Origin of the sequence: Thalassospira profundimaris (assembly GCF_003326795.1) — a bacterium.
Taxonomy (GTDB): Bacteria; Pseudomonadota; Alphaproteobacteria; order Rhodospirillales; family Thalassospiraceae; genus Thalassospira; species Thalassospira profundimaris_C.
This window is the reverse complement of record NZ_JPWI01000001.1, coordinates 468,554-494,751: the sequence shown is the minus strand read 5'-3', so window position 1 is coordinate 494,751 and position 26,198 is coordinate 468,554. Positions and strand designations below refer to the sequence as shown.

Below are 26,198 nucleotides of genomic sequence, written 5' to 3'. Positions count from 1 at the left end.
TTGTCTGGTCGACTAGATATCGGGCAGCTGGACCTTGCCGCTGCGTGGTCCGCCATCACCACCGCCGCCATCCGTCCGGCGAAGGCGCAGGTTTCCGGCCTTGTGAACGCGGCGACGATCATCCTTCACCGGCGGCGGAAGACCATTGCGATCCCCCGATCTCGTAGTGTCCGATGAATTGACAAGACCGCCATATTTGGCGCTATCGCGCTTGACCTTCTGGCCTGTAACCCAGGTATAGCCAAGGACATAAAGCAGAAATCCGCCAACCCCGATGGTCAGCGTCAGGAATTGCAGGACCGGAATGAAACTGCCAAATACCTGCCCGCCGCCATAAATCATGAAGATGCAAAGGGCAGCAACCGGTGCCAGGGCCAAAAAGAAGATGCCGCGCACCTTGTGGCGGATCGGCCCGTAATGCATCAGCATCGCATAAAACAGATACATCAGGGCGACAAACACCACGAGTTTGATCAGCAAGATGAAGTGATCAAAATTGGCAAGCCGTTGATTGCGTTCGTAAATCCCGAAAACCGTGAACAGGCCATGGACGATCAGACCGAAACTGCCAAAGGTCAGAATAAAGCGCAGCCAGACACTGGCGCGAAAAAAGCTGCGCCATCCTGTGTCACTCGGGTTCTTGCCACGGCGACCTGATTTGCTTTTTTTGCCTTTCCGGCTGGCAAGCTTCATGTCTTCTGAAAGCTCGCGCGCCGGACCCGCAGTTTCCACGCCAATGCCCTTGGGGCTGAATATCGGCTTCTCTGTTTTCCGGGCCACGCACCCGTTCTCCCATGTCCCTTGGGATTAACTTATTTGCTACCATAGCAATCCCGAACAAAAGTGATAAGCACAAACAGACAACCTGAAATAAATCTTCGGGAATCCGTGTGTTACCTTATATATTTCGGGTCCGGAACATTATCAAATTCCGCAAACAATCATCATACAAATATGCTGACAAAAACTGTCAGCAGGTCGGGTCTTTTTGGGTCATCAGGTCAGGCTATACTCGACTTGGCTGTCCGGATCGGGCATTCTGCGGACCATCATTTTCCCTCAAGACAAGAGCACGAAACGCATGACTGATTCTGCCCCGTCCAACACCAATACCTCTGCCGGCTCCCCACCGCGCCGCGTCGTACTGGTTGACGGTTCCGGCTTTATTTTCCGCGCTTTCCATGCCCTGCCGCCGATGACCAGTCCCGATGGCACCCCGGTCAATGCGGTTTACGGCTTTTGCACCATGCTGATGAAGCTGCGCGAAGATACCAAGCCCGACCATATGGCAGTCATTTTTGACACCAAGGGCAAGTCATTCCGCAATGATTTCTATCCGGATTACAAGGCACACCGTCCGCCGCCCCCCGAAGAACTGGTTCCCCAATTTGGTCTGATCCGCGATGCGACGCGCGCCTTTAACCTGCCGTCAATCGAGCTCGAAGGATATGAGGCCGACGATCTGATCGCTACCTATGCCCGTCAGGCCGAAGCACAGGGTTCTGACGTGATTATCGTGTCTTCGGACAAGGACCTCATGCAGCTTGTCACCGACCGGGTGCAAATGTTTGATGCGATGAAGAATCGCACCATCGGCGCTGCTGAAGTGATGGAAAAATTCGGCTGTGCACCGGACAAGGTCATTGATATTCAGGCCCTTGCTGGCGATTCCGTCGATAACGTGCCGGGTGTCCCGGGGATTGGCGTTAAAACCGCCGCCCAACTTATTGATGAATATGGCGATCTTGATTCTCTACTGGAACGCGCAGGCGAAATCAAACAGCCCAAGCGCCGCGAAAAGCTGATCGAGAATGCCGAACTGGCCCGTATTTCACGTGATCTGGTCACCCTTAAAACCGATGTGCCGGTGGTTGAGGACCTTGATGATTTCGATCTCAAAGAACCCGATCCGGAAGTTCTTTTAAGCTTCATCGCAAGTCACGGCTTTAAATCACTGCTTTCTAAAGTAAAAGCCAAGTTCGGCGGCGATGTTGAATTTGACAGCCCGACCCAGCCCGGCATTGGTGTCAATGATATCAAGGTCGAAAAGGCCGAATATGAACTGGTGCAGGATGAAGAACGCCTAAAACATTGGATTTCAAAGGCCGAGTATCTTGGCACCGTGGCGGTTGATACCGAAACCACGTCCCTTGATGCCCATCAGGCAAAACTGGTCGGCGTGTCGCTTTCGACCGAGCCGGGCAATGGTTGCTATATCCCGCTTGGCCATGTCAGCGGCGAAGCCCAGGGCGGCTTTGACTTTGGCGACAATCCGTCTGAGAACAAGGGCGCACCCAAGCAGATCAGGCTTGAACGCGCGATCGAGCTTCTCAAACCGCTTCTTGAAGATCCGGGTGTGCTCAAGGTCGGTCAGAACCTGAAATACGATATGATCGTTCTGGCCCGTCACGGTATCAATGTCGCACCGATGGATGACACCATGGTGCTGTCCTATGTGCTGGACGGCACCAGCCACGGGCATGGCATGGATGAACTGGCCGAACTGCATCTTGATTACAAGCCGATCAAGTTTTCAGACGTTTGCGGATCGGGCAAAACCCAGATCACCTTTGATCAGGTCCCGCTCGACAAGGCGCTCGATTACGCCGCGGAGGATGCCGACATTACGCTCCGCCTGCATCGTTTGCTCAAACCGCGGATCGCACAGGAACATATGGCCAAGGTCTATGAGACGCTTGACCGTCCGCTGGTGCCGGTTCTGGCCAAAATGGAAAGCCTTGGCGTCAAGGTCGATGCCGAAATCCTCAAAAGCCTGTCCGAGGACTTTGCCAAACGCATGGCAAGCCTTGAGGTGACTATTCATGAACTGGCTGGCGAGCCGTTCAATCTTGGCAGCCCCAAGCAGCTTGGCGAAATCCTGTTTGACAAAATGAGCCTTCCGGGCGGCAAAAAGACCAAAACCGGCGCATGGCAAACCGGTGCCGACGTGCTGGAGGGACTGGCAGCCCTTGGTCATGATCTTCCGGCCAGGCTTTTGGAATGGCGTCAGCTTTCCAAGCTCAAAAGCACCTATACCGACGCCCTGGCCCATCATATCAATCCGAAAACCGGGCGCGTTCACACCAGTTACGGTCAGACCAACGTCAATACCGGGCGTTTGTCATCCAACGATCCGAACCTGCAAAACATCCCGATCCGCAGCGAAGAAGGCCGGAAAATCCGCACCGCCTTTATCGCCGAGCCGGGGCACAAGCTTATTTCTGCCGACTATTCGCAGATCGAGCTGCGCCTTCTTGCCCATGTTGCCGAGATCGAAGCGCTTCGCGAAGCCTTCAAGAATGGCGAGGATATCCACGCAGCAACCGCGTCCAAGGTCTTTGGCGTGCCGATAGAAGGCATGGACCCGATGGTCCGCCGCAAGGCAAAGGCGATCAACTTTGGCATCATTTACGGCATCTCGGCCTTTGGTCTGGCCAATCAGCTTGGCATTCCGCAAAAAGAAGCCAAGGCCTTTATCGATGCCTATTTCGAGATTTATCCGGGCATCCGCACCTATATGGACGAGGCCAAGGCATTCGCCACCAAACACGGCTTTGTCCGTACGCTGTTTGGTCGCCATATCCATATCAGCGGCATCAATGACAAGAACGGCATGCGCCGAAGCTTTGGTGAACGCGCTGCCATCAATGCCCCGATCCAGGGCGGGGCTGCCGATATCATCAAACGCGCAATGATCGCGGTTCCCGGCGCACTTGTCGATGCCGGGCTCAAGACCCGCATGCTGTTGCAAGTCCACGATGAATTGATCTTTGAAGCCCCGGAAGACGAGGCCGAAAAAGCCATCAGGGTCATCCGTGACGTCATGGAAAATGCCGCCCATCTTTCTGTCCCGCTGATCGCCGATGCCGGCATTGGCGACAGCTGGGCCGATGCGCATTAATCTGTCCACACAGATCAGAACCCAAACGAAAAGGCCGGGCAATATGCCCGGCCTTTTTTAGATACGCCTGTTTGTTTCCCGGGCCTAAAGACCCAGCACTTCACGCATGGAATAAAGGCCCGGTGCCTTGCCCTCGGCCCATTTGGCGGCACGAACCGCGCCCTTGGCAAAGACTTCGCGTGAGGATGCCTTATGGGTGATCTCGATCCGCTCGCCTTCGCAGGCAAAGACAACCGTGTGATCGCCCACCACATCGCCGCCACGCAGCGTTGCAAAGCCGATGGTGCCGTCTTCGCGCGCACCGGTAAAGCCGTCACGGCTGCGCACGGCGACATCGTCAAGATTAACGCCCCGGCCCTTGGCCGCTGCTTCACCAAGACCCAAGGCCGTGCCGGACGGAGCATCGACCTTGTGTTTATGGTGCATTTCAACGATTTCGATATCGGCAACATCCTTATCAAGGATGCTGGCAACCTTTTCGACCAGCGCAAAGGCCAGATTAACCCCGACACTCATATTCGGGGCAAAGATGATCGGGGCCTTTTGGGCGGCGACCTTTAATTCGTCTTTTTGGTCACCCGAAAGTCCGGTGGTGCCAATCACAAGGATCGTGCCGGTTTCGGCAGCCAGTTGCGCATGTTTCATGGTGGCAGCCGGTGCGGTGAAATCAATCACCGCATCAACGGCTTCGAACAATGCCTTGGCATCATCGCCGACCAGAACGCCGCTTTCTTCAAGACCGGCAATCAGGGTGATGTCCTTGCCGACGAACGGGCTTCCGGGCAGATCGGTGCCACCGCCAACCTCAAGGCCCTTGGTCCGGGCGGTTTCATTCACCAGCATCCGCCCCATACGGCCCGCACAACCAACAATCCCGATCTTCATTTCCGGTCTCCTAGTCACAAAGCTTGCAATTCATGACCCTGCTTTAGCACAAGCCCCGGGTCGCGCAAAACAAAACCCCCGGCGGGTCTGCCGGGGGTCCTGAATTTCAGGTGGAAAAACGACAACAGGACCTAGTCGGTCAGGTCTTTCCAGATTTCCTTCATCTTGGAAAAGAAGCCTTCGCTTTCCGGGCTTGAGCCTTCTTCTCGGGAAATCTCGTCGAATTCCTCAAGCAGTTCTTTCTGACGTTCTGTCAGATTGACCGGCGTTTCGACACTGATTTCAACAAACATGTCACCACGGGCCTGCGACCGCAGGATGGTCATGCCCTTGCCGCGCAGACGAAGCTGCTGGCCCGATTGCGTCCCGGCCGGGATATTGATCCGGGTGCGCGTGCCCTCGATCGTCGGAACTTCAATGGTTCCGCCAAGGGCCGCCTTGCTCATCGGGATCGGGATCCGGCAATAGAGGTTCGCACTTTCGCGCTGGAAGAAGCGATGATGGGCGATATCAAGGAAGATATAGAGATCACCCGGAGGTGCCCCGTTGGTCCCTGCTTCGCCTTCGCCTGCCAGACGGATGCGTGTGCCATCCTCGACACCGGCCGGAATGGTAACCTGAAGGGTCTTTTCCTTTTCGACGCGACCAACACCGTGACAGGATTTGCACGGATTCTTGATGATCTTGCCTTTGCCATGACAGCTCGGGCAGGTGCGTTCAATGGTAAAGAAGCCCTGCTGCGCGCGGACCTTGCCATGACCATTACAGGTCGGGCAATTGACCGGCTGTGATCCTGCTTCGGCACCGGTGCCGTCACATTCTTCACAGGATACCGATCCGGGAATGGTGATCTCGGCCTTTTTGCCTTCGAACGCTTCTTCGAGCGTGATCGCCATATTATAGCGCAGGTCCGCCCCGCGCGACGATCCGCCGCCGCGACGTCCGCCGCCCATGGCCCCAAAGATCTCGTCAAAGACGTCGGCAAAACCGCCGCCACCGAAACCACCACCAAAGCCGCCACCGCCACCGGGGCCGCCCTGTTCAAAGGCTGCGTGACCGAAACGGTCATAGGCTGCACGTTTTTCGTCGTCCTTGAGGACTTCGTAGGCTTCGTTGACCTGTTTGAATTTTACTTCGGCTTCGGCATCGCCCGGGTTCTTGTCCGGGTGATACTGCATCGCTTTTTTACGATAGGCGCTTTTCAGCTCGGCTGCGCTCGCCCCTTTGGCGACACCCAACAGCTCGTAAAAATCTTCTTTCGCCATCTGTAACTCCGAAATACGGTCGGGCCGTTCCCGCAATCCTTTGCGTCCGGAACGGCCCGATTTTTCTTTACAGGGCGTCGTTCAAGACGACCTCTGCGGTCGTCTTACTTGTCTTTTTTGTTGTCATCGACTTCTTCGAAGTCGGCATCAACAACACCGTCATCGGCCTGCGAAGCAGATGCACCGGCATCGCCTTCGGCACCTTCTTCGGCCTGCTGTGCCTGATACATGGCTTCGCCAAGTTTCATTGCAGCCTGCTGAAGTTCGTTGACCTTGGCGTTGATGGCGTCGGCATCTTCACCGTCCTTGGCATCTTTCAGAGCCGAAAGGGCGTTTTCGATTTCCGATTTGGTTGCATCGTCAACCTTGTCACCATGCTCCGAAAGGTTCTTCTCGGTGGCGTGAATGACGGCTTCGGCCTGGTTGCGTGCTTCGACAAGTGCCTTGCGCTTTTTATCAGCTTCGGCGTTGCTTTCCGCGTCCTTGACCATGTTTTCGATTTCGTCGTCCGAAAGACCACCAGATGCCTGGATGCGGATCTGCTGTTCCTTGTTGGTCGCCTTGTCTTTGGCAGACACATTGACGATACCGTTGGCATCAATGTCAAAGGTCACTTCGATCTGCGGAACGCCACGCGGTGCCGGCGGGATACCAACCAGATCAAACTGGCCAAGCATCTTGTTATCGGCAGCCATTTCACGTTCACCCTGGAAGACGCGGATCGTCACGGCCGTCTGGTTATCTTCAGCGGTCGAGAAGGTCTGCGACTTGCGGGTCGGGATCGTGGTGTTACGGTCGATCAGGCGGGTGAAGACACCGCCAAGCGTTTCGATACCAAGCGACAGCGGGGTCACGTCAAGCAGGAGAACGTCTTTGACGTCGCCCTGAAGAACACCACCCTGAATTGCTGCACCAAGGGCAACAACTTCATCCGGGTTCACACCCTTGTGCGGCTCACGACCAAAGAACTCTTTAACGCGTTCCTGAACCTTCGGCATACGGGTCATGCCGCCGACCAGAATAACGTCGTCGATTTCACCTGCGGTAATTCCGGCATCCTTAAGCGCGGCCTTACACGGGGTCATGGTGCGTTCGATCAGATCACCCACCAGACCTTCAAGCTTCGCACGCGACAGCTTGATGTTGAGGTGTTTCGGACCCGATGCATCAGCGGTGATGAACGGCAGGTTGACATCGGTCTGCATCGACGAGGAAAGCTCGATCTTGGCTTTCTCCGCAGCTTCTTTCAGACGCTGCAGGGCAAGACGGTCTTTGCGCAGGTCGATCTGCTGTTCTTTTTTGAACTCGTCAGCAAGGTAATCAATGATCTGTTTGTCGAAGTCTTCACCACCAAGGAAGGTATCACCGTTGGTCGATTTAACTTCAAAAACGCCATCGCCGATTTCGAGAACCGACACGTCGAAGGTACCACCACCAAGGTCATAAACAACCACGGTGCCACCGTCTTTCTTATCAAGGCCATAAGCAAGCGCTGCTGCGGTCGGCTCGTTGATGATACGTTTGACTTCAAGACCCGCAATCTTGCCGGCGTCTTTGGTCGCCTGGCGCTGGGAATCGTTGAAATATGCCGGAACGGTAATCACGGCTTCGGTTACCGGCTCACCCAGATGGGCTTCTGCGGTTTCCTTCATTTTCTGAAGAACCATGGCTGCGATCTGGCTCGGGGCCATTTTCTCGCCGTTGACTTCAACCCATGCGTCACCGTTTTCGCCAGCAACGATTTTGTACGGGACGAGGTCTTTGTCTTTTTCGACTTCCGGGTCACCGTAACGACGACCGATCAGACGTTTGATCGCAAACAGGGTGTTTTCCGGGTTGGTGACAGCCTGGCGTTTCGCCGGCTGACCGACAAGGCGCTCACCATCATCGGTGAAAGCGACCATTGACGGGGTGGTACGGGCACCTTCGCTGTTTTCAATCACGCGGCCTTCTTTGCCATCCATGACTGCAACGCACGAGTTTGTGGTGCCAAGGTCGATACCAATAATTTTGCCCATAGTAAGTTCCTCTTTTAGCGGCCGGTCCGTCCCGCAGCCTCCGATCTGAAGCGCCGCGCAGGACCTCCTGGGACCAATGGTTGTAATACACGTAATTTTTCTGGGGTCTCTTCATGACCCCGCGCACCTATATATGAAAGTCCCCACAAAGTCGCAAGCGGTCAAAGAGGGGAATCTTGGCTGTTTTTGGCATTCAAAGTGCAATTTTTATCCAATGACGGGCAATATCACCAGGATCACCACGCAAATCTGGCAATTTCGCCCCTGTTTTGAGCCCCCAAAGCGCGCTTTTCAAATCGATCATAACCGGATTGCAAATCCGTCAAATCACGGTGCCCTAACCGAAATATCGGCAGGATTACAACGGGTATGACGCAATACCGTCTCAAGCTTTTGCGCCAGATCGGCCTTTTCATCGGCCCCCAGAAAACCCGCAATTTCAAGACTTTTGCCATGGGTTCGTAAAAACAGCGCGCATTGATCATCTTCGCCACGTTCAAGAATCACGCGCAGCCAATAGGGCTGAAAGTCAAATTCCTGGCGCTCGCCATGCACCGAAATGCGGGTCACCCGAAGGTTGCCATCACGCAGTTCGATGCGTTCTTCCTGACGGGCGGACCGGAAACTGAAATGAAAGGCCAGCGACAGCAACAAAACATCGACACCCAGAAACCCGATCACCGGCCAGGCCCCCACCGACCAGAAAACAAGCCCCATACTTGTGGTGAAAGCCGCCACGATCAGGATGATATTGCGCGCAGCCCGGCGCGACAGCGACCGGGGCGGAAAAAGATCGACCCGATAAAGGGGTTTAGCACTGCGTGGGACTGATGCCATTTCACTTCCCAACACTGAGGCGTAACATTTTTCAAATTGGACGCAGTTCGACAAATTGGCGTGCAATATCTTTTATATTACTCAGCCAGTCGCTAGATTGACGACCTACTTATCCAGTTTCGCGGCGAGAACCATGACCAAAGTTAGCTATATTATCACACTCTATAACAAAGAAGCGTTCATTCGCCCGGTTCTGGACTCTGTTCTGGCGCAAACCGGGGACTTCGAGCGCGAAATCATACTGGTGAACGATGGCTCCACCGACCAGACATTGCCACTGATTGAAACATATGCTGCAAAGCACGCCATCATCAAAATCATTACGATCGAAAATTCAGGACCTGCAGTTGCCACAAATACCGGAATAGAGGCCGCGACTGGCGACTTCATCAAATTCGTCGATGGTGATGATGTATTGTGCCCGAATTCCACAGAGCTCCTTATGAAAGCACTGAAGGAGACGGGTTATGGACTGGCACATTCATTGATCAAGGAAGTCGATGCCACTTCGGAAATCTATCAGACCCCGTCGGCAAATCTGACCTCATACGACATTGAGAAATTACCAAATGCCCTAAGCATGATGGTCGAGAAGGCACGCTTCAACCTCAGCTGTGTGCTTGTAAACACTGCTCTGGCCAAGGATGTTGGAGGATGTGACAGCCGATTTTTCATTCAGGACTATTCATTCTGCCTTCGCATGTCACGCATCACTAACTTTGTGCAAGTTCCCGTTGTTCTGGCATATGCACCAAAGGAATCTGCAAGCCGTGTGTCAGGTTTTGGTGCCGGTGCACAGGTGCTGCATGATCTCAACATGGCTCTGGGTCATTTTATTGCCGACTTCCCTGACTTACCGGTCGGCATTCGCAAGAAGCTATTGCAGCGGGCTACAAGCCGGGCATGGCGTTGGGCAAAGCGGCAGGAAAAGAAGTCGATATTTTCAATCGAGTTCCTGAACTACATTCTGGCCAAGTGCGGTTTCAATACTTCGAACCCCGAAAAACTGGTTTTTGCAAGTTGTGAGACATTTCGCAGAACCACCAGCATCAGATTCCCGCAGCACATAAGCAACCGATAACAAAAGGATGTTCGAATGGCCCGCCCGATGAACAAAGCCGCCATCGAAGAATTTTTCCAGCGTCTGTCTGATGCCGACCCGGAACCCAAAGGCGAGCTTGATTACACCAATCCCTATACGCTTCTGGTTGCGGTTGCCCTTTCGGCTCAGGCGACCGATGTCGGTGTCAACAAGGCCACCAAAAAGCTGTTTCAGATCGTCTCGACCCCGCAGGATATGCTTGATCTCGGTGAAGAAGCCCTGATTGATCACATCAAGACCATCGGGCTTTATCGCGGCAAGGCCAAAAACGTCATGGCAGCGGCCAGAATCCTTGTCGAAAAGCATGGCGGCATTGTCCCCAACGATCAGGAAGCGCTTGAAGAACTGCCCGGTGTCGGCCGCAAGACCGCCAATGTGGTGCGCAATATCGCCTGGGGCGAACATACCATGGCGGTTGATACCCATATTTTCCGTCTGGGCAACCGGACCGGCATGGCCAATGGCAAAACCGTTCTGGCCGTGGAAAAGGCCCTGCTCAAGAAAGTGCCATCGCGCTTCATGACTCATGCCCATCACTGGCTGATCCTGCATGGGCGCTATATCTGCAAGGCACGCAAGCCGCGCTGTGGCGACTGCATTGTCAATGATCTGTGCAATTTCAAAGACAAAACGCCTGCCGGGGCTTAACTCGGCAGGCGTTTGGTTTCACAAATTTCAATCGCGCTTATGACGGATCAGAAGACCTGATCAAAGGTCGCGGGGGCCGGGGCAACCACCTTGGCACCATCGGGCTGGATTTGCATGATGGCATAGCCGCGTTCGGACTGGCCGTCTGCGGTTAGCCGGAAAATACCATCAACGCCGACAAATCCGTTTGGATTGGTCAGGGCGTCTTGCGACATGTTGTTTTCATCGCGCGCCATCAGGGCGGCCAAGGCCGCACTGTCATAGGCAAGGCTTGAGATACGCGGTGGCTGATTGCCAAATGTCCGTTCAAACCGGCTGGCAAACAGGGTCCAGTTTTCCGGGTTGGGGGCGGCAAAAATCCCGCCCTTAAGGGCTGGCTCAGCAAACAGACCCGGATCGTTCCAGCCAAAGGTCCCGATAAACTGCACCACCGACGGATCAATATCGAAATAGGCCAGAAGGGCTGATACCTGGCGCAAATCCCCGCCGGTCGCCGGCAGGATCAGGGCATCAAAATCAAGTTCGCCAAAGGTGTCTACCCCTTCCAGACGGCGCAAGGCACGCTTTGCCCCGGCACTGCCATCGGCTTCAAGCTGGGCCTTGTGGGCGCGCAGATTGGCACGACGGGCATCATAATTGGCAAAATCGCGGATGGTTTGCTGCAACCCTTCCGAACCGGGCTGATAAAACGCCACCCGGCCAAGGGTTCCGCCAACCCGCGACACAACTCCATTAAGCGCACCGGCAATCTGGCGACCATAGTCATTTTGCGGCAGCAATGCCGCAAACCGGAAATGCCCCTGACTGGTGGCATAGCCCACCGCACGGGCAATCTGGTCTTCGGGGATCAGACCACTGACCCAGACACCGCTTTCGGCAACCCGGCGATTATTGGAAAAGGCAATAACCGGCACATTGGCCGCTTTGGCAACTTCACTGGCCCCGCTAACCGATTCGGAGAACAGCGGACCGAGGATCATTTTTGCACCGGCATCAATCGCCTGACGCGCCGCATTCTGCCCGCCCTGATAGGTTCCGGCAGTATCAATCGGCATCAGGACAAAATCGTCCCCGGCAATGTCAAACATCGCAAGTTCAGCCGCATGGCGCATCGCCCGACCCAGATCGGCATGCTGCCCCGAAAGCGGCAACAAAAGTGCGACGCGCTTTTCAAACATCGCCGCATCATCATTATAAAGGGTCGGAAGCTGCACCCCCTCGCCCTCGGGCAGGGCCGCATCGCTTGGCCATGGATTGGCATCCGGAATCAGGCCCTGATCAGGCGCGCTTGTCGGATCAACCGACGGCTGGTTGGCCGTTTCGACCGGGGCACCACGTTGCGTACCAAACAGGTCCGTGATACTCGTGGTCGCATTACATGCGGCAAGCCCGATAGAGAGGACAACAACAGATGCCGTCCGGCGTGCAATCCGGCCCCAGGCCGAACCCCGATTCAGATTCTGCAACGCCTGACGCGGCAGCGCCTCATTCTGCATCCGATTCTCTGACGGATGACGTTTCGGACAACCCACTCTCACCTCCCGATAAGTCGTTTCGCACGCAGGGTAATGCGCGTGACGAAGCAAGTAAACATGATGAAAGTCATTTGCCACTTTCATCTGGTCTTTATCTTGTTGCTACTCCAATCGGAAATTTGGGCGATATTACGTTCAGAGCACTCGAAATCCTCAAACGTGCTGATGTTATTCTGTGCGAGGATACCCGCACATCGGGAAAATTGCTGTCGCGCTATGGGGTCAAGACCAAGCGAATCGCCTATCACGAACATAATGCCGCCAAGATGCGTCCGGAAATCATGGAGCGCCTTGGCAAGGGTCAGGGACTGGCACTTATTTCCGATGCCGGAACACCCCTGATCAATGATCCAGGTTACAAACTGGTGCGGGATTGCAAGGCCGAGGGCTTTAACGTTACCGCAGCCCCCGGCGCGTCATCGCCAATTGTCGCCCTGATCCTGTCGGGACTTCCCAGTGATCATTTCTTTTATGCAGGTTTCCTTCCGCCCAAAACCATGGCCCGGCAAAAGGAACTGGGACGCTTTACCGCCATTCCGGGCAGCCTGATCTTTCTTGAAAGCCCCAAACGTCTGGCCGCAAGCCTTGCCGATATGGCAAGCGTGCTGGGCGGCACGCGCGAGGCCGCCGTCACCCGCGAACTGACCAAGATGTTTGAAGAAGTCCGTAACGGCACTCTTGATGAACTGGCCGCCCATTATGAAGAGGCCGGTGCCCCCAAGGGCGAGATCGTGATTATTGTCGGACCTGCCGATGCGAGCGACAACGAACCAAGTGCCGAGGATATCGATGCCCGGTTGCTTGAGCTGATCAAAACCCACCGGACCAAGGATGCCGCCGATATCCTTGCCCGGGAAACCGGCCTTAAGAAGCGCGATCTTTATAATCGTGCGCTTGAACTGGCCAAGGCGGACTAGCCATGCCACATCCCCGTCCCTTGCATGATCAGACATCACATCGCAAGCGGGCGGAAAAGGCCGGACGGCGCGCAGAAGCCGTTTGTGTCTTCTGGTTGCGGCTTAAGGGATACCGCATTCTTGCCACCCGCCATCAAAGCCCGGTCGGCGAGATTGATATCATCGCCAAACGCGGCAATGTCCTGATCGCGGTCGAGGTCAAAAACCGTGCTGATCGCGACACCGCCCTTCGATCCTTGCGCCCCAAACAGCAAAACCGGATTGCGCGCGCACTTGAAAGCTATGCCGGTCAGATCGGACATAGCGGTGATTTGCGGTTTGATCTGATGATTGTGCGCGGTTTTGCCCGGATCGAGCATCTTTGCAATGCCTGGCAGATGGCCTAGACGCCCGATCCCTGGGCAAAACATCACCGGTCGCGATCACGGATGCATTCTGGCCCCTTTGGTAATCTTGTCGACGATGCGTTTGTCGGTGTGAATACCGATGCCGACAAATTTCGCCTGTTCGGGATCGACGCTGGCAAATACATCGCGGTTGGCCGCGTCGTGACCGGTGGCAAACATTTCTTCGATATAGGCTGATGCACACACGCCACGTTCAAGCACCCGGCGGTGAATTTTGGCCATGGTCGCCCCGTCAGCGGCCAGCACGATCGCCGGTTGTCGCGACAGCGGATTATAAATATTCTGCTTCGCATCAATATAGGGTTCGCCGATGATATCGGGTGTCTGGGCGACAATACCGCTCATCAAAAAGGCCGTGACATTAAGCGACTGCCAGGCTTCAAGATCGTTGCGCAAGACCAGCGCGACTTTGGTGTCAAACATATGCATCCTCCAACGGGGCAGATAATCAGGTGATGAAAGAAGCAGTAAATCAAAGCACCGATCCCGGTATTGAACGTTTGTGCAAAAAGCGCGAACGCTTTATCGCCGCCCCGACCAGCGACGGGATCGAACGGATCGAAGCACAGTTTTACGGCAATATGTTCAGCCCGCATCGCCATGATACCTATGCGCTTGGCATTACCATGCAGGGGGTTCAGACCTTTAATTATCGGGGCGAGTTTCGCGCGAGCAATCCGGGCAATGTCATTATCCTCCATCCTGACGAGCTGCATGACGGCGGGGCGGGGACCGATGACGGTTTGCAATACCGGATGCTGTATATTGAACCGGCCTTGTTGCGATCGGGACTTGACCGGGAGTCCGATCCCCTGCCCTTTGTTGGCGAACCGGTGATCAATGACCGGGTTCTTTGGGCCATACTTGCCTCTGTGCTTGGCGAACTTGAAAGTGATGTTGATCCCTTGTTGCGTGATCAGTTTGTCGCCGATATCGCCCAGCGCCTGTCACAGCATGCCAGGGCGCCACTTAAACAGCCGCGCTTTAATGCCGCCGATCGGATGGATCAGGTGCGTGCCTTTCTGGAAGACAATTTTGACCGGCCCGTTCAGTCAAACGAACTTGAACAGATTGCCGGTATGGACCGGTTTCGCCTGATCCGGCATTTCCGGGCCCGGTTTGGCACCACGCCCTATCGCTATCTGATGATGCGCCGCCTGCAAAAGGCCCGGGCATTGATGGCACTGGGTCAACCCCTTGCCGGAATTGCCGCGGAAACCGGATTTTCCGATCAAAGTCATTTCAACCGGCATTTTCGTCAGACCTATGGCGTTTCACCGGGTCGCTGGGCCAGTCTTCTCGGGCAAAACGCACATTGAGCCCGCGCGAATGGGCCAATTTTGTAAAAAATGCATTTTTGCTGATAAACCGTCCCGGATTTTAAAACTCTTTAACCCCAAGGCGCGATGATTGCCCGAAGGACAGAGGGAATTGGGGCGAGACATCACCATATGTCGTCACGAACAGACAACGATTGGCGGGCCAATGCCAAACCGCCGGATCATACGACACGGTATATGCACATATTCAGGCATCTGGTGATCGGGGCAATCTGCCTTCTGCCGCTTTCGGGATGCACGTCACTGGTGATTGGTGCGGGGGCCACGGCCGGAATTGCCGCCATGCAGGAACGCGGTCTTGATGGTGCGGTCAGTGATTCGGCCATTACCGCAGAAATCTGGCAGAAATTTCTGTCACAGGATGACAAACTGTTTCTGGATGTCGAGATCGAGGTCGTCGAAGGCGAAGTTCTTTTGGCCGGACGGGTTCCGTCCGTTACAGATCAGCTCGAAGCTGTGCGCCTGACCTGGCAGGTTGGTGGTGTAAAGCGGGTGATCAATGAAATTGATATCGGATCGGGCAAGTCTTTGATGGATAGCGCAGGCGATCTTGTGATCACGACGCGCATCAAGGCAGCCCTGATGTTTGACGGGGATATTTATGCAATCAATTACAGCATCGAAACCGTAAACGGCACCGTACATCTGATGGGCATTGCCCAGAATGAACGTGAACGCGAACGTGTTATCTCTCATGCGCGCGAAACCAGCTATGTCAAACGCGTGGTCAGTCATATCCGCCTGAAAGATGACGCCAACCGGCAAGGAACCTGATCGATTAGTACCGTAAGCCACATCATCGCACCGACCGATCCGGATCGCCAATGGCTTGTCGATTATGCCAAGGGCCTGAAACCGGATGCCAGTGTTGCCGAGGCGGCCCTGCATTTTGCCCGGCTGAACCAGTCAGCAGACGGGCGCAAACGCGATATCGCACCCTATTTGCACCATCTTGACGATCTGGCCGAACAGCTTCGGGCCGAACTTGCGCGCGCAACCCTGCAACCTGACTTCACGACCCTGTCGGATGCCGCGCGCATGTCGGTTGATGACAAGGAAGCCGAACCAACCATCGAACAGGTGGTCAAAGGCCTTCAGACCGTTATCGCCGAACGCAACGGTTTTCAGGGCGATATGGAAAATTACGATGACATGGCCAATGCCGATCTGTTGCAGGTGATCGAACGCAAACGTGGTCTGCCGGTTGCCCTGGGTCTGCTCTATATCCATGCGGCCCAGCGCTGCGGGATTGCGATGACCGGTATTGATTTTCCCGGGCACTTCCTGTTGCGGGTGCAGGCCAATGGCAAACGGCGGATGATTGATCCGTTTCATGGCTGCATCACCCTTGGCCCCGCCGAATTGCGCGAACTTTTGAAGTCCTTTAGCGGTCTGGATGCCGAACTTGAACCCAAACACTATCGCCCGTCATCCGACGTCGATATTTTGTTACGACTTCAAAACAACATAAAGGTTCGTGCCCTTCGCGCCGGGGAACTGGCCCTTGCGACACGTGTGATCGAACATAGTTTGCTGATTGCCCCGGAACATGAAGGACTTTGGCATCAGCTCGGCGCACTTTATGCCCGACAGGATCAGGACCATAAGGCGCTTGGCGCGTTTGAACAATTCGTCATGCGCTGTGAAGACCCGCTTCATCGCACCCGGATCCAGGCGGTGATCGAAGAATTACGCGAACGTCTTGATCAGGAAACCGCCAATCAGGATGATCCGAAAGCCATTCCGGCACGCCCGGAAAATTCCGGTCCCGCTACGGCAGAATCCGATCAAAAATCCAATGCGCCGATCCCGCTTTTTCCGGATCGGGATGCCTGAAGCCACCTGTTTCTGACGCGGATTTTGCGCCGCCTTCCGTGAAACCGCCTTCTGCACGCTATTTGTCGCCGGGCCGTGATTCAGCACCGAAAATGACGTATTTTTACATTTAAGATTATTTATTGTTATCTATACTTAGATAAATAAACATGTTCGATAAATCCTAAACCCAAACAAACTGGTTCGTTTGGTTTTCCGTGCGCATCCAATCCGAGGAAACTCCCGCTTCAAAGTCATGTAAAAATGCTTGTTCCGGTATTTTCTGCCTGTTTTTCGGATACAGGACAGGATTTACATAAGAAAAGACTGAATGATTCCCAAACCCGCAGAAACAGGGGCTTTGATCCTGGCCCAACGACCGGCAGACCGGTCTGACCATCCGGTGATTGGTACGACGACAAAAATGAAACCGCAGTCAGATCGAATTTCACCCCCTGTCTGCCCGGAAAAACATCTTTTGTAGTTTTTCGGTTCCTAACGACAGGTTAAACAACCGGGGACGAAACGGTCGCAACACTTGCACCGGGTTCTGCAATGCATATACTCCGCGCCAGTCAGTTTTCCGACGCCCGATCATGCATTCTGCCCGATTGGCGCGTCAGTGCGGTTCACCGGGCTTTGCGGTGCCGTTCAAACCGAACATATTGCAGGAATTGAACTACATGAACGACACCACAATCGACGTCGTTGGTATTGGCAACGCCATTGTTGATGTCCTTGCCCATTGCAAGGAAGAAGACCTGACCCGCCTGAACCTTGTCAAAAACGCCATGACCCTGATCGATGCGGAAACCGCCGACAGCCTTTATGCCCAGATGGGTCCGGGCATGGAAATGTCTGGCGGTTCGGCTGGCAACACCATGGCGGGTATTGCCGCCCTTGGTGGCAAGGGTGCCTATATCGGCAAGGTGCGCGATGATCAGCTCGGCCAGGTTTTCCGCCACGATATCCGCGCCATTGGTGTCCAGTTCAATTCCGCCCCGGCAACCGCAGGGTCACCGACCGCGCGTTGCCTGATCTTTGTTACCCCGGATGGTCATCGCACCATGAACACCTTCCTTGGTGCCTGCACCGAGCTTGGCCCGGAAGATATCGACGAAGATCTGATCAAGTCGGCCAAGGTTACCTATATGGAGGGCTATCTCTGGGATCGCCCCGAAGCCAAGGAAGCCTTTGTCAAAGCGGCCAAAGTCGCCCACGAAGCCGGCCGTCAGGTTTCAATCAGCCTGTCTGATTCCTTCTGTGTCGACCGTCATCGCGACTCATTCCGTGATCTGGTCCACAATCATATCGACGTCCTGTTTGCCAACGAAGACGAAATCAAATCGCTTTACGAGGTCGAGACCTTTGAAGAGGCGCTGGCCGAAGTGCGCAAGCATTGCAAGGTCGCGGCTTTGACCCGTAGTGAAAAGGGTGCGGTAATCGTCGCTGAAAACGAACTTTATGAAATCAGCGCCGAACCGGTTGCCAAAGTGGTTGATACCACCGGGGCTGGCGATCTGTTCGCATCGGGCTTCCTGTATGGCTACACCCAGGGGCATGAGCTTCCGGTTTGCGGTCAGCTTGGCGCGATCTGCGCATCCGAGGTTATTTCGCACATGGGCGCACGCCCTGATGCCGATCTTAAGGAACTGATTGCCAAGGCAATCTGACCGGTTTTCGTGACTGATAACAGTCACGTCCAAAGATTTAACGGGACGGCAACAATCGACTGCCGTCCCGTTTTTCATGCCCAAGGATACGGGTTAAGCGCAGATTTCCGGGCATTTCAGCGCAACACAAACATTGACTTTATACAAACTTTAGCGCAAACAGCCCGCATTGCAGAAAAATCAACCCCGCATGGCGCGCACAAAGCTGGTCATTCGCCTCTACATTGGCTATGACAAGGCGGCCTTCGGGCAAGATATATGAAGCCCGGACCAGTAAACATTCAGCATGTGCCGCGTTCTTGAATGGATTGCGCGGAAGTGATGACCTTGTTGATCGAACGATATCGGTCATATGGCTGCTGAATATCTACTGGCCTTGAAACGTTTTACAGACCGATGCGCATGGGCAGCCCCCGGCGCGCGGCATTTTTATTTCTGGAGTCCGCGCCCATGAGCTTGCGCAATATCGCCATCATCGCCCACGTTGACCACGGCAAAACCACGCTGGTCGATTCCATGTTCCGTCAGTCCGGTGTCTATCGTGACAACCAGCGCGTTGATGAACGCGCCATGGACAGCAACGATCTGGAACGTGAACGCGGCATTACCATTGTCGCAAAACCGACCGCCGTTCAGTGGGGCGATACCCGCGTGAACATCGTCGATACCCCGGGCCACGCCGACTTCGGTGGCGAGGTTGAGCGTATCCTTTCCATGGTCGAAGGCGTGGTTCTGCTGGTTGACTCTGCCGAAGGTCCGATGCCGCAGACCAAATTCGTTCTGGGCAAGGCCCTGAAACTTGGTCTGCGCCCGATCGTTGTCATCAACAAGATCGACCGCCCGGATCAGCGCGCCGAAGAAGTTCTCGACGAGATTTTCGATCTGTTCGTATCGCTTGAAGCATCCGACGCGCAGCTCGACTTCCCGGTTCTTTACGCATCCGGTCGTGATGGCTGGGCAGCAGAAAGCCCGGAAGGCCCGAAAGAAAACCTGACCCCGCTGATGGAACTGGTTCTGAGCCATGTTCCGGCACCGGACGTCGATGAAAATGCACCGTTCGCCATGCTGGCAACCATGCTGCATGCCGATAACTTCCTTGGTCGTATTCTGACCGGTCGTGTCTATCAGGGCCGTGCGAAACTCAACATGCCGGTGAAGGTTCTTCGCGGCGATGGCACCGTTGAAACCGGCCGTCTGTCCAAACTGATGGGCTTCCGCGGCCTGGAACGTGTCCCGCAGGACGAAGCCGTTGCCGGTGACATCATCGCGATTGCCGGTCTGACCGAAGCAACCGTTGCCGATACCATCTGTTCAACCGACGTTAACACCGCGATTGAAAGCCAGCCGATTGATCCGCCGACCCTGGCGATGACCTTCTCGGTCAACAACTCGCCGCTGGCCGGTCAGGAAGGCGACAAGGTTACCTCGCGTATGATCCGTGCGCGTCTGGAACGTGAAGCCGAAGGCAACATCGCGATCAAGATCGGTGAAACCGCCGACAAGGACGCGTTTGAAGTAGCCGGTCGTGGTGAACTTCAGCTCGGCGTTCTGGTTGAAACCATGCGTCGTGAAGGCTTTGAGCTTTCGATTTCGCGTCCGCGCGTTCTGTTCAAGGAAATCGACGGCGTCATGTCCGAGCCGTTCGAAGAAGTCCAGGTTGACGTTGACGAGGAATATTCCGGCGTCGTCGTCGAGAAAATGAGCCTGCGCAAAGCCGAGATGACCGACATGCGTTCGTCGGGCGGTGGCAAGACCCGTATCATCTTCATCGCGCCGTCGCGTGGCCTGATCGGCTATCACGGTGAATTCCTGACCGATACCCGCGGTACCGGCGTCATGAACCGCGTGTTCCATTCCTATGGCCCGGTCAAGGGTGCGATTGCCGGCCGTCGTAACGGTGCGCTGATTTCCAACGATCAGGGTGATGCAGTGGCCTATGCCCTGTTTAACCTTGAAGATCGTGGCATCATGTTCATCGAACATGGCGAACGCGTCTATCAGGGCATGATCATCGGTGAACATAACCGTGACAACGACCTTGAAGTGAACGTGCTCAAGGGCAAGAAGCTGACCAACGTCCGTGCATCGGGCAAGGACGAAGCAGTTACCCTGACCCCGCCGCGTCGTATGTCGCTTGAAGAAGCCCTGTCCTATATTCAGGACGACGAACTGGTCGAAGTCACCCCGCAGAGCGTGCGTATCCGCAAACTGCATCTTGACCCGAACGTTCGTAAGCGCGAAAGCCGCAAGAAAGAAGGCTGATCCTTCTTTTGCGATGAAATTCAAAAAGGCCGGTCCGATGGATCGGCCTTTTTTCATGCGCACCGGATACCTTTGCCCCACGAAACTGCCCCATGAAACAGCGGGTAGATGGGTTGGCTATTCATTAACCTGTTTGCACTAGCTTCGTGACCACGTGTTTCAGGTTGGGGGAAGTCGATGCACAGCACAGAAAAACGAAGCTGGGGTGAGGCCTTTGGCGCCTTCATTCATCCACGTGTCATCACCATGCTGTTTCTGGGGCTGTCGGCTGGCATTCCCATTCTTCTGATCTTCTCGACCCTGTCGATCTGGCTGCGTGAAGCGGGTGTGGATCGTTCGACCGTGACCTATTTCAGTTGGGCCGCCCTTGGCTATTCTTTCAAATTTGTCTGGGCACCGCTGATTGACCGGCTGCCTTTTCCGGTCTTGCATGGCCTTCTGGGCCGACGGCGCAGCTGGCTGATCATTGCGCAGGGCTGCATCATTGCCGCCATTCTATGGATGGGGCTTACTGATCCGGCCGAAAACCTGACCATGATGGCCTTTGCGGCAGTTGCCCTTGGCTTTGCCTCGGCAACCCAGGATATCGTTATCGATGCCTATCGCATCGAGGCCGCTGATACCGACCTTCAGGCGATGATGAGCTCGGCCTATATCGGGGGCTATCGCATCGGCATGATTGTCGCCGGTGCCGGCGCACTGACCATTGCCGGTCTGTTTGAGGCCGAAGGAACCTATCAGCACTTTGCCTGGACCATGGCCTATGGCTGTATGGCGCTTGCCATGTGTGTGGGCGTGATCACCACCCTTCTGGTGCGTGAACCCGATGCCCCGCGAACGGACAGCAAGTATTTCCACGAAACGTCAGACTATCTTCGTTTCCTTGCGATGTTTGCTGTCACCGTCATCGCCTTCATCCTTGCCAATCTTTATGCCGGGGATCTCACCGATCCGCTCAAGACTACCCTGAGCGACGCGGGCATGATCAGGGAGCTGTCGGGCTTTATTGCCGGAACACTGAAACTTGGCATTGCCATTGCGGTTGCCATCCTTGTCGCCTGGCTGACCACCCGCGTCGGCCTGACCCCGACCGGCATGGTGCAGGAAACCTATATCTCGCCGGTAAAGGACTTTATTGACCGCTATGGCAAGACCGCGATCATCATCCTTGCCCTGATCGGGGTCTATCGTATTGCCGATATCGTCATGGGCGTGATGGCCAATGTGTTTTACACAGATCTTGGCTTCTCGAAGGAAGAGATCGCCGCCGTCTCAAAGACCTTTGGTCTGTTCATGACAATTGGCGGCAGCTTCCTTGGCGGGGTGCTATCGGTGCGCTATGGCGTGGTGAAAATCCTGTTTCTTGGCGCATTGCTGTCAGCCATTACCAATATCCTGTTTGCCTTCATGGCCCATATCGGGCCGGACACCACGATGTTTGTCGTCGTGATCATGGCTGACAACCTTTCGGGTGGTCTGGCGACTGCGGCCTTCATCGCCTATCTGTCGGGGCTGACCAACATTTCCTTTACCGCCATGCAATATGCGATCTTCAGCTCGATCATGACGCTGTTTCCGAAAATCCTTGCCGGGTTCTCGGGCACGGTGGTCGATGCGGTCGGCTATAGCTGGTTCTTTGTCGGAACCGCGATCATCGGCATCCCGGTATTGTGGCTGGTGGTGCTGGCCGGACGCATGACCGAGGTCAAGGACCCGGCAGCCCGACCGGCTTCAGACGCCGACGCGTAATCACACATTGCCCAAAACAAAACCGGACGCCCAATGAGCGTCCGGTTTTTTTTAAATCTGGTCTGCGTTACGGGGGTTACCCGCCTTTTACTGACCTTTTCACGCGGCCTGTTCGGCCTCGTCCTGGGTCAGGAGCGCGTAGATCGCGTCGGCTGAGCCAGCCCCGCGCAGTTTGTCGCACATGCCCTGATTACGCAGCAGACGGGAAATCCGTGCCAGCGCTTTCAGGTGATCGGCACCGGCTTCTTCTGGTGCGATCAGCATGCAGAACAGGTCGACCGGGTGTTCATCAACTGCATCGAACTCAATCGGGTTCTGAGCACGGGCAAAGACCATGTAGAGCCGGTCAAGATCGTTGAGCTTGCCATGCGGAATCGCGACACCACCGCCTACGCCAGTGCTGCCAAGTTTCTCACGATCAAGCAGGACAGAGAAAATCTCGCTTGCATCGCGTCCGGTAACGTCGGCTGCTTTTTCGGCAAGTTCCTCAAGCACAGCCTTTTTCGCACCGGACCGCAGTGCCGGAATGACCCCGGACGGGGTAAGAATAGATGATATGTCCATTTTTCGCGTTGCGTTGTTTGGCTCGGAATCTGTGTTCGTCACGCGCCACCAGCATCTTTATCGTTTGGGTCTAGCCAACCGATATTGCCATCAGAGCGACGGTACACAACATTCAATCCGCCATGTTTGCCATTCCGGAACATCAGTGCCGGAATGTCCCCCAAGTCGAGCCGCATGACAGCTTCTCCAACAGAGAGCGTATCAATGCGATCCGGTGTCTCGGCAACAATCACCGGTTCATAGCCGTTTACGTGATCGTCATCCGAATGATCGTCATCTTCTTGCGCGATTACATAGTGAATCGCATCCAGACGCGCCTGCTCGTGATGGTCCCGGCTTGCGTGATGATCACGCAGGCGCCGTTTATAGCGCCGCAACTGCTTGGTCACTCTGTCGCAGGCCGATTCAAAGGCGGGATAAACTTCATCCGCCGATGCCTTCGCCTGCACCATCATGCCCTTGCCAACATGGACCGATATTTGTGCCACGTAGAGATGCGCCTGTTTGGTGATGGTCACCGTGGCTTCGATCGCGTGATCGAAATATTTCTCTACCGCAGGGTCCAAGGTCTCGACGACGTGCTGCCGAAGCGCATCACCAACGTCAAGTTGCTTACCGATAACCGTAATTTGCATGGATCGCCTATCCCCAGTTGAGTGACTTCCCAGTACATATGGATGTTTGGCGCCCCTCAATCAGGAGGCCGCACCATATTCCCTCGTCATTGCCAAGTCAAGATATGGGTATGTTTCCTTTGATTGCAGTACGTTACAGTGCATTTTTTCGTATAAACGATGCTAGGAAGCACGTGATTTTTTTTCGCGACGACGTTGAACGGACGAAGGAATGCGCATCGCCTCCCGGTATTTTGCCACTGTTCGGCGGGCAATGTCGATCCCTTCCTTCCCGAGCAGCTCAACGAGTTTGTCATCAGACAGAATCTTTTTCGGATCTTCATTATCAATCAATGACTTGATCCGGTGTCTCACAGCTTCGGAAGAATAGGCATCTCCGCCATCCGAAGACGAAATTGCCGTCGTGAAGAAGTATTTCAGCTCGAACATGCCGCGCGGCGTCGACATGAATTTGCCATTCGTGACACGCGAAACCGTACTTTCATGCATTCCGATGGCTTCGGCGATATCGCGCAGGATCAGCGGACGCAGATGCGATACCCCGTGGCTGAAGAACCCGTCCTGCTGGCGCACGATTTCGCTCGCCACCTTCATGATGGTGGTAGCACGCTGATGCAGCGCCTTGACCAGCCAGTTTGCAGTTTGCAGCTTTTCGCTCATGAAGCTGCGTTCTTCGCGGTCGCGCAGGCCCGATCCGATCTGGGCGACATAATCCTCATTGACCAGAACACGCGGCAGGGCCTCGGAATTAAGCTCAAGATGCCAGTTGCCGTTGCCCGCTGATCGCATCAGAACATCGGGGATCACCGGCGTTGCCGCCTCGCCATCCGCGGTTCGCCCCGGACGCGGATCAAGGGTCCTGATTTCGGCAATCATGTCATGAAGATCATCGGCATCGACGCCGCAAACGCGGCGCAACCGGTCAAATTCGCGCTTGGCCAGCAAATCAAGATTGGCCAGCAAGGCCGCCATCGCCGGGTCATACCGGTTTTTCTCGCGCAGCTGCAAAGCCAGGCATTCCGCCAGATCACGGGCAAAAATCCCGACCGGGTCAAAGCCCTGAATGACGGCAAGAACCCGTTCGACTTCGGCAATCGGGCATTCAAGGGCCTCGGAAACCTCGTCAAGATCGCCGCTGATATAGCCGTTTTCATCAAGCATATCGATCAGATAGCTTCCGATCATGCGCGACATGGCATCGGCAAAGGCGATGTTGAGCTGATCATCAAGCGACTGGCGCAAGGTTGCTTCATCGGCAAGTGTCTGTTCGAGTCCCGGCAGATCATCGCTGCTGCCTGATCCGCCAGATCCGCCGGTCCCGCTGCCATAGGGCGAGGCATAATCGTGATTGCCCGCAACCGGTTCGCCATTGCGCGAGATTTCACCTTCGCCGCCATAAAGCGCGTCGCTTGAAACATCCAGCGGGCCATCTTCGCTGCCCATGGTTTCACTGGCCGTCAGGCGGTCAGTGCCAAGACGGTCTTCGCGGTCAGCGAAATTGTCAATCGACCGGCTATCAATCCCGTCATCACCATTGCCAACGGCCCCGTCGCCGGTTTCGGCAAAGGTCTGGCCGGGATCAGCCCGCTCAAGCAGCGGGTTTTCCAGAAGCTCACTGTCGATGAAATTGGAAAGCTCGATATTATTGAACTGCAGCAGCTTGATCGCCTGCTGCAGCTGGGGCGTCATGACAAGAGACTGGGACTGACGTAAATCGAGCCGCGCCTTCAGGGCCATTTATACATTACCCCGTGTCAATCCGATCATCCCCCCAAGACCACTATCTTTGTCCGGTGTCTTTATCAGAGGCTGAACCGATCGCCCAGATAAACCCTTCGAACATCGTCATTTCTGACGATTTCATCAGGACCACCTTCCATCAAAACCCGACCATCATGCAAGATATATGCCCGGTCGATAATGTCGAGAGTCTCGCGCACATTGTGGTCAGTAATCAAGACCCCAATGCCACGATCTTTCAGATGACGAACAAGATCACGGATATCCCCCACGGCAATCGGGTCAATCCCGGCCAGCGGTTCATCAAGAAGAACAAAGTTCGGATGGGCGGCAAGGGCGCGTGCAATCTCGCAACGGCGGCGTTCCCCGCCCGACAAAGCAAGGGCCGGAGTGCGACGCAAATGCTCGATGGCAAATTCCGCCAGAAGGTCTTCAAGATTCTGTTCGCGCTTGATGCGGTCATCCTCGACCACTTCAAGCACCGCCATGATATTCTGTTCAACCGTCATGCCCCGGAAAATCGAGGCTTCCTGCGGCAGATAGCCGATTCCCATGCGGGCGCGCTGATACATCGGCATCGCCGTGATATCGCGCCCATCAAGCGAAATCGTCCCGCGATCAGAAGCAATCAGGCCGGTAATAATATAGAAACTGGTCGTCTTGCCCGCCCCGTTCGGCCCCAGAAGGCCAACCGCCTCGCCGCGCTGGACAGACACCGATACATCCTTGAGAACCGGGCGCTTCTTGAAGCTTTTGCCAAGATTATGCGCCACAAGGCCCTTGTTTGCGGTAATCAAACGCGGACCACCTGCGGCCCCCGCCCCTGAGGATGCTTGCGCACCGGCAGACGCGCCTTGCGTCTTTGCGTCATCGGATTTTACGCCCTTGCGCGACCAGAACAAATT

22 protein-coding genes are annotated in these 26,198 nt (G+C 55.1%); 11 read left to right on the top strand and 11 right to left on the bottom strand.

The annotated features are described in order from the left end of the window. Positions 1–12: 12 nt before the first annotated feature. Positions 13–780 carry an MFS transporter gene (locus TH30_RS02380; protein WP_114096473.1) on the bottom strand — a complete coding sequence of 256 codons (768 nt, stop codon included), beginning with the start codon at positions 778–780 and terminating at the stop codon, positions 13–15. A gap of 301 nt (positions 781–1,081) precedes the next feature. On the opposite strand from TH30_RS02380, the gene polA reads away from it, so the two are divergent. Continuing rightward, complete coding sequence (gene polA, locus TH30_RS02375; RefSeq protein WP_114096472.1) at positions 1,082–3,901, top strand: DNA polymerase I; 2,820 nt, start codon at positions 1,082–1,084, stop codon at positions 3,899–3,901. 84 nt (positions 3,902–3,985) lie between these two features. Here polA and dapB read toward each other — a convergent pair whose 3' ends face one another. The 4 genes from dapB to TH30_RS02355 form a co-directional block, all read right to left on the bottom strand. Further along, positions 3,986–4,786 (bottom strand): 4-hydroxy-tetrahydrodipicolinate reductase, encoded by an 801-nt coding sequence (gene dapB, locus TH30_RS02370; RefSeq protein WP_114096471.1) that lies wholly within the window; start codon positions 4,784–4,786, stop codon positions 3,986–3,988. 131 nt (positions 4,787–4,917) lie between these two features. Then, complete coding sequence (gene dnaJ / locus TH30_RS02365; RefSeq protein WP_114096470.1) at positions 4,918–6,051, bottom strand: molecular chaperone DnaJ; 1,134 nt, start codon at positions 6,049–6,051, stop codon at positions 4,918–4,920. Positions 6,052–6,155: 104 nt separating this feature from the next. After that, positions 6,156–8,069: a molecular chaperone DnaK gene (gene dnaK / locus TH30_RS02360; RefSeq protein WP_114096469.1), complete on the bottom strand. Its 1,914-nt coding sequence runs from the start codon at positions 8,067–8,069 to the stop codon at positions 6,156–6,158. 327 nt (positions 8,070–8,396) lie between these two features. Next, positions 8,397–8,906, bottom strand: coding sequence for a DUF2244 domain-containing protein (locus tag TH30_RS02355; RefSeq protein ID WP_114096468.1), 510 nt, complete (start codon positions 8,904–8,906; stop codon positions 8,397–8,399). Between the two features lie 97 nt (positions 8,907–9,003). On the opposite strand from TH30_RS02355, the gene TH30_RS02350 reads away from it, so the two are divergent. After that, entirely contained in the window at positions 9,004–9,987 is a 984-nt protein-coding gene (locus TH30_RS02350) for a glycosyltransferase family 2 protein (RefSeq protein WP_147251915.1), read from the top strand. A 27-nt stretch (positions 9,988–10,014) separates the two neighbouring features. After that, positions 10,015–10,656: an endonuclease III gene (nth, locus tag TH30_RS02345; protein WP_114096871.1), complete on the top strand. Its 642-nt coding sequence runs from the start codon at positions 10,015–10,017 to the stop codon at positions 10,654–10,656. Between the two features lie 47 nt (positions 10,657–10,703). On the opposite strand, the gene TH30_RS02340 is transcribed toward nth, so the two are convergent. After that, positions 10,704–12,152, bottom strand: coding sequence for a penicillin-binding protein activator (locus TH30_RS02340; RefSeq protein WP_258548580.1), 1,449 nt, complete (start codon positions 12,150–12,152; stop codon positions 10,704–10,706). A gap of 110 nt (positions 12,153–12,262) precedes the next feature. On the opposite strand from TH30_RS02340, the gene rsmI reads away from it, so the two are divergent. Then, positions 12,263–13,108 carry a 16S rRNA (cytidine(1402)-2'-O)-methyltransferase gene (gene rsmI, locus TH30_RS02335; protein WP_181850130.1) on the top strand — a complete coding sequence of 282 codons (846 nt, stop codon included), beginning with the start codon at positions 12,263–12,265 and terminating at the stop codon, positions 13,106–13,108. A 2-nt stretch (positions 13,109–13,110) separates the two neighbouring features. Next, positions 13,111–13,494, top strand: coding sequence for a YraN family protein (locus tag TH30_RS02330; protein ID WP_114096465.1), 384 nt, complete (start codon positions 13,111–13,113; stop codon positions 13,492–13,494). 36 nt (positions 13,495–13,530) lie between these two features. Here the strand turns inward: TH30_RS02330 and TH30_RS02325 are convergent, their stop codons facing one another. Beyond that, entirely contained in the window at positions 13,531–13,938 is a 408-nt protein-coding gene (locus tag TH30_RS02325; protein WP_114096869.1) for a DUF2000 family protein, read from the bottom strand. Positions 13,939–13,970: 32 nt separating this feature from the next. Here TH30_RS02325 and TH30_RS02320 point away from each other — a divergent pair, with 32 nt between their 5' ends. From TH30_RS02320 to TH30_RS02290, 6 genes are all read left to right on the top strand, one after another. Beyond that, positions 13,971–14,834: an AraC family transcriptional regulator gene (locus TH30_RS02320; RefSeq protein WP_114096464.1), complete on the top strand. Its 864-nt coding sequence runs from the start codon at positions 13,971–13,973 to the stop codon at positions 14,832–14,834. Between the two features lie 132 nt (positions 14,835–14,966). Beyond that, the gene (locus TH30_RS02315) at positions 14,967–15,629 is read left to right on the top strand and encodes a BON domain-containing protein (protein ID WP_258548579.1); all 663 of its coding nucleotides are present in this window, start codon (positions 14,967–14,969) and stop codon (positions 15,627–15,629) included. Between the two features lie 168 nt (positions 15,630–15,797). Beyond that, positions 15,798–16,691: a SirB1 family protein gene (locus tag TH30_RS02310; protein ID WP_258548578.1), complete on the top strand. Its 894-nt coding sequence runs from the start codon at positions 15,798–15,800 to the stop codon at positions 16,689–16,691. A 662-nt stretch (positions 16,692–17,353) separates the two neighbouring features. After that, positions 17,354–18,343 carry an adenosine kinase gene (locus TH30_RS02300; protein WP_114096867.1) on the top strand — a complete coding sequence of 330 codons (990 nt, stop codon included), beginning with the start codon at positions 17,354–17,356 and terminating at the stop codon, positions 18,341–18,343. A 450-nt stretch (positions 18,344–18,793) separates the two neighbouring features. Continuing rightward, the gene (typA, locus tag TH30_RS02295; RefSeq protein WP_114096461.1) at positions 18,794–20,605 is read left to right on the top strand and encodes a translational GTPase TypA; all 1,812 of its coding nucleotides are present in this window, start codon (positions 18,794–18,796) and stop codon (positions 20,603–20,605) included. 177 nt (positions 20,606–20,782) lie between these two features. Then, complete coding sequence (locus TH30_RS02290; RefSeq protein ID WP_114096460.1) at positions 20,783–22,354, top strand: AmpG family muropeptide MFS transporter; 1,572 nt, start codon at positions 20,783–20,785, stop codon at positions 22,352–22,354. Positions 22,355–22,453: 99 nt separating this feature from the next. Here TH30_RS02290 and ptsN read toward each other — a convergent pair whose 3' ends face one another. The 4 genes from ptsN to lptB all read right to left on the bottom strand — a co-directional run bounded on the left by ptsN (position 22,454) and on the right by lptB (position 26,195). Further along, positions 22,454–22,918, bottom strand: coding sequence for a PTS IIA-like nitrogen regulatory protein PtsN (ptsN, locus tag TH30_RS02285; RefSeq protein ID WP_114096459.1), 465 nt, complete (start codon positions 22,916–22,918; stop codon positions 22,454–22,456). Positions 22,919–22,956: 38 nt separating this feature from the next. Next, positions 22,957–23,553, bottom strand: a complete 597-nt coding sequence (hpf, locus tag TH30_RS02280) for a ribosome hibernation-promoting factor, HPF/YfiA family (protein ID WP_114096458.1) — start codon at positions 23,551–23,553, stop codon at positions 22,957–22,959. A gap of 162 nt (positions 23,554–23,715) precedes the next feature. After that, positions 23,716–25,290: an RNA polymerase factor sigma-54 gene (gene rpoN / locus TH30_RS02275; RefSeq protein WP_114096457.1), complete on the bottom strand. Its 1,575-nt coding sequence runs from the start codon at positions 25,288–25,290 to the stop codon at positions 23,716–23,718. A gap of 65 nt (positions 25,291–25,355) precedes the next feature. Then, positions 25,356–26,195 carry an LPS export ABC transporter ATP-binding protein gene (gene lptB / locus TH30_RS02270; RefSeq protein WP_114096456.1) on the bottom strand — a complete coding sequence of 280 codons (840 nt, stop codon included), beginning with the start codon at positions 26,193–26,195 and terminating at the stop codon, positions 25,356–25,358. Positions 26,196–26,198: the final 3 nt, after the last annotated feature.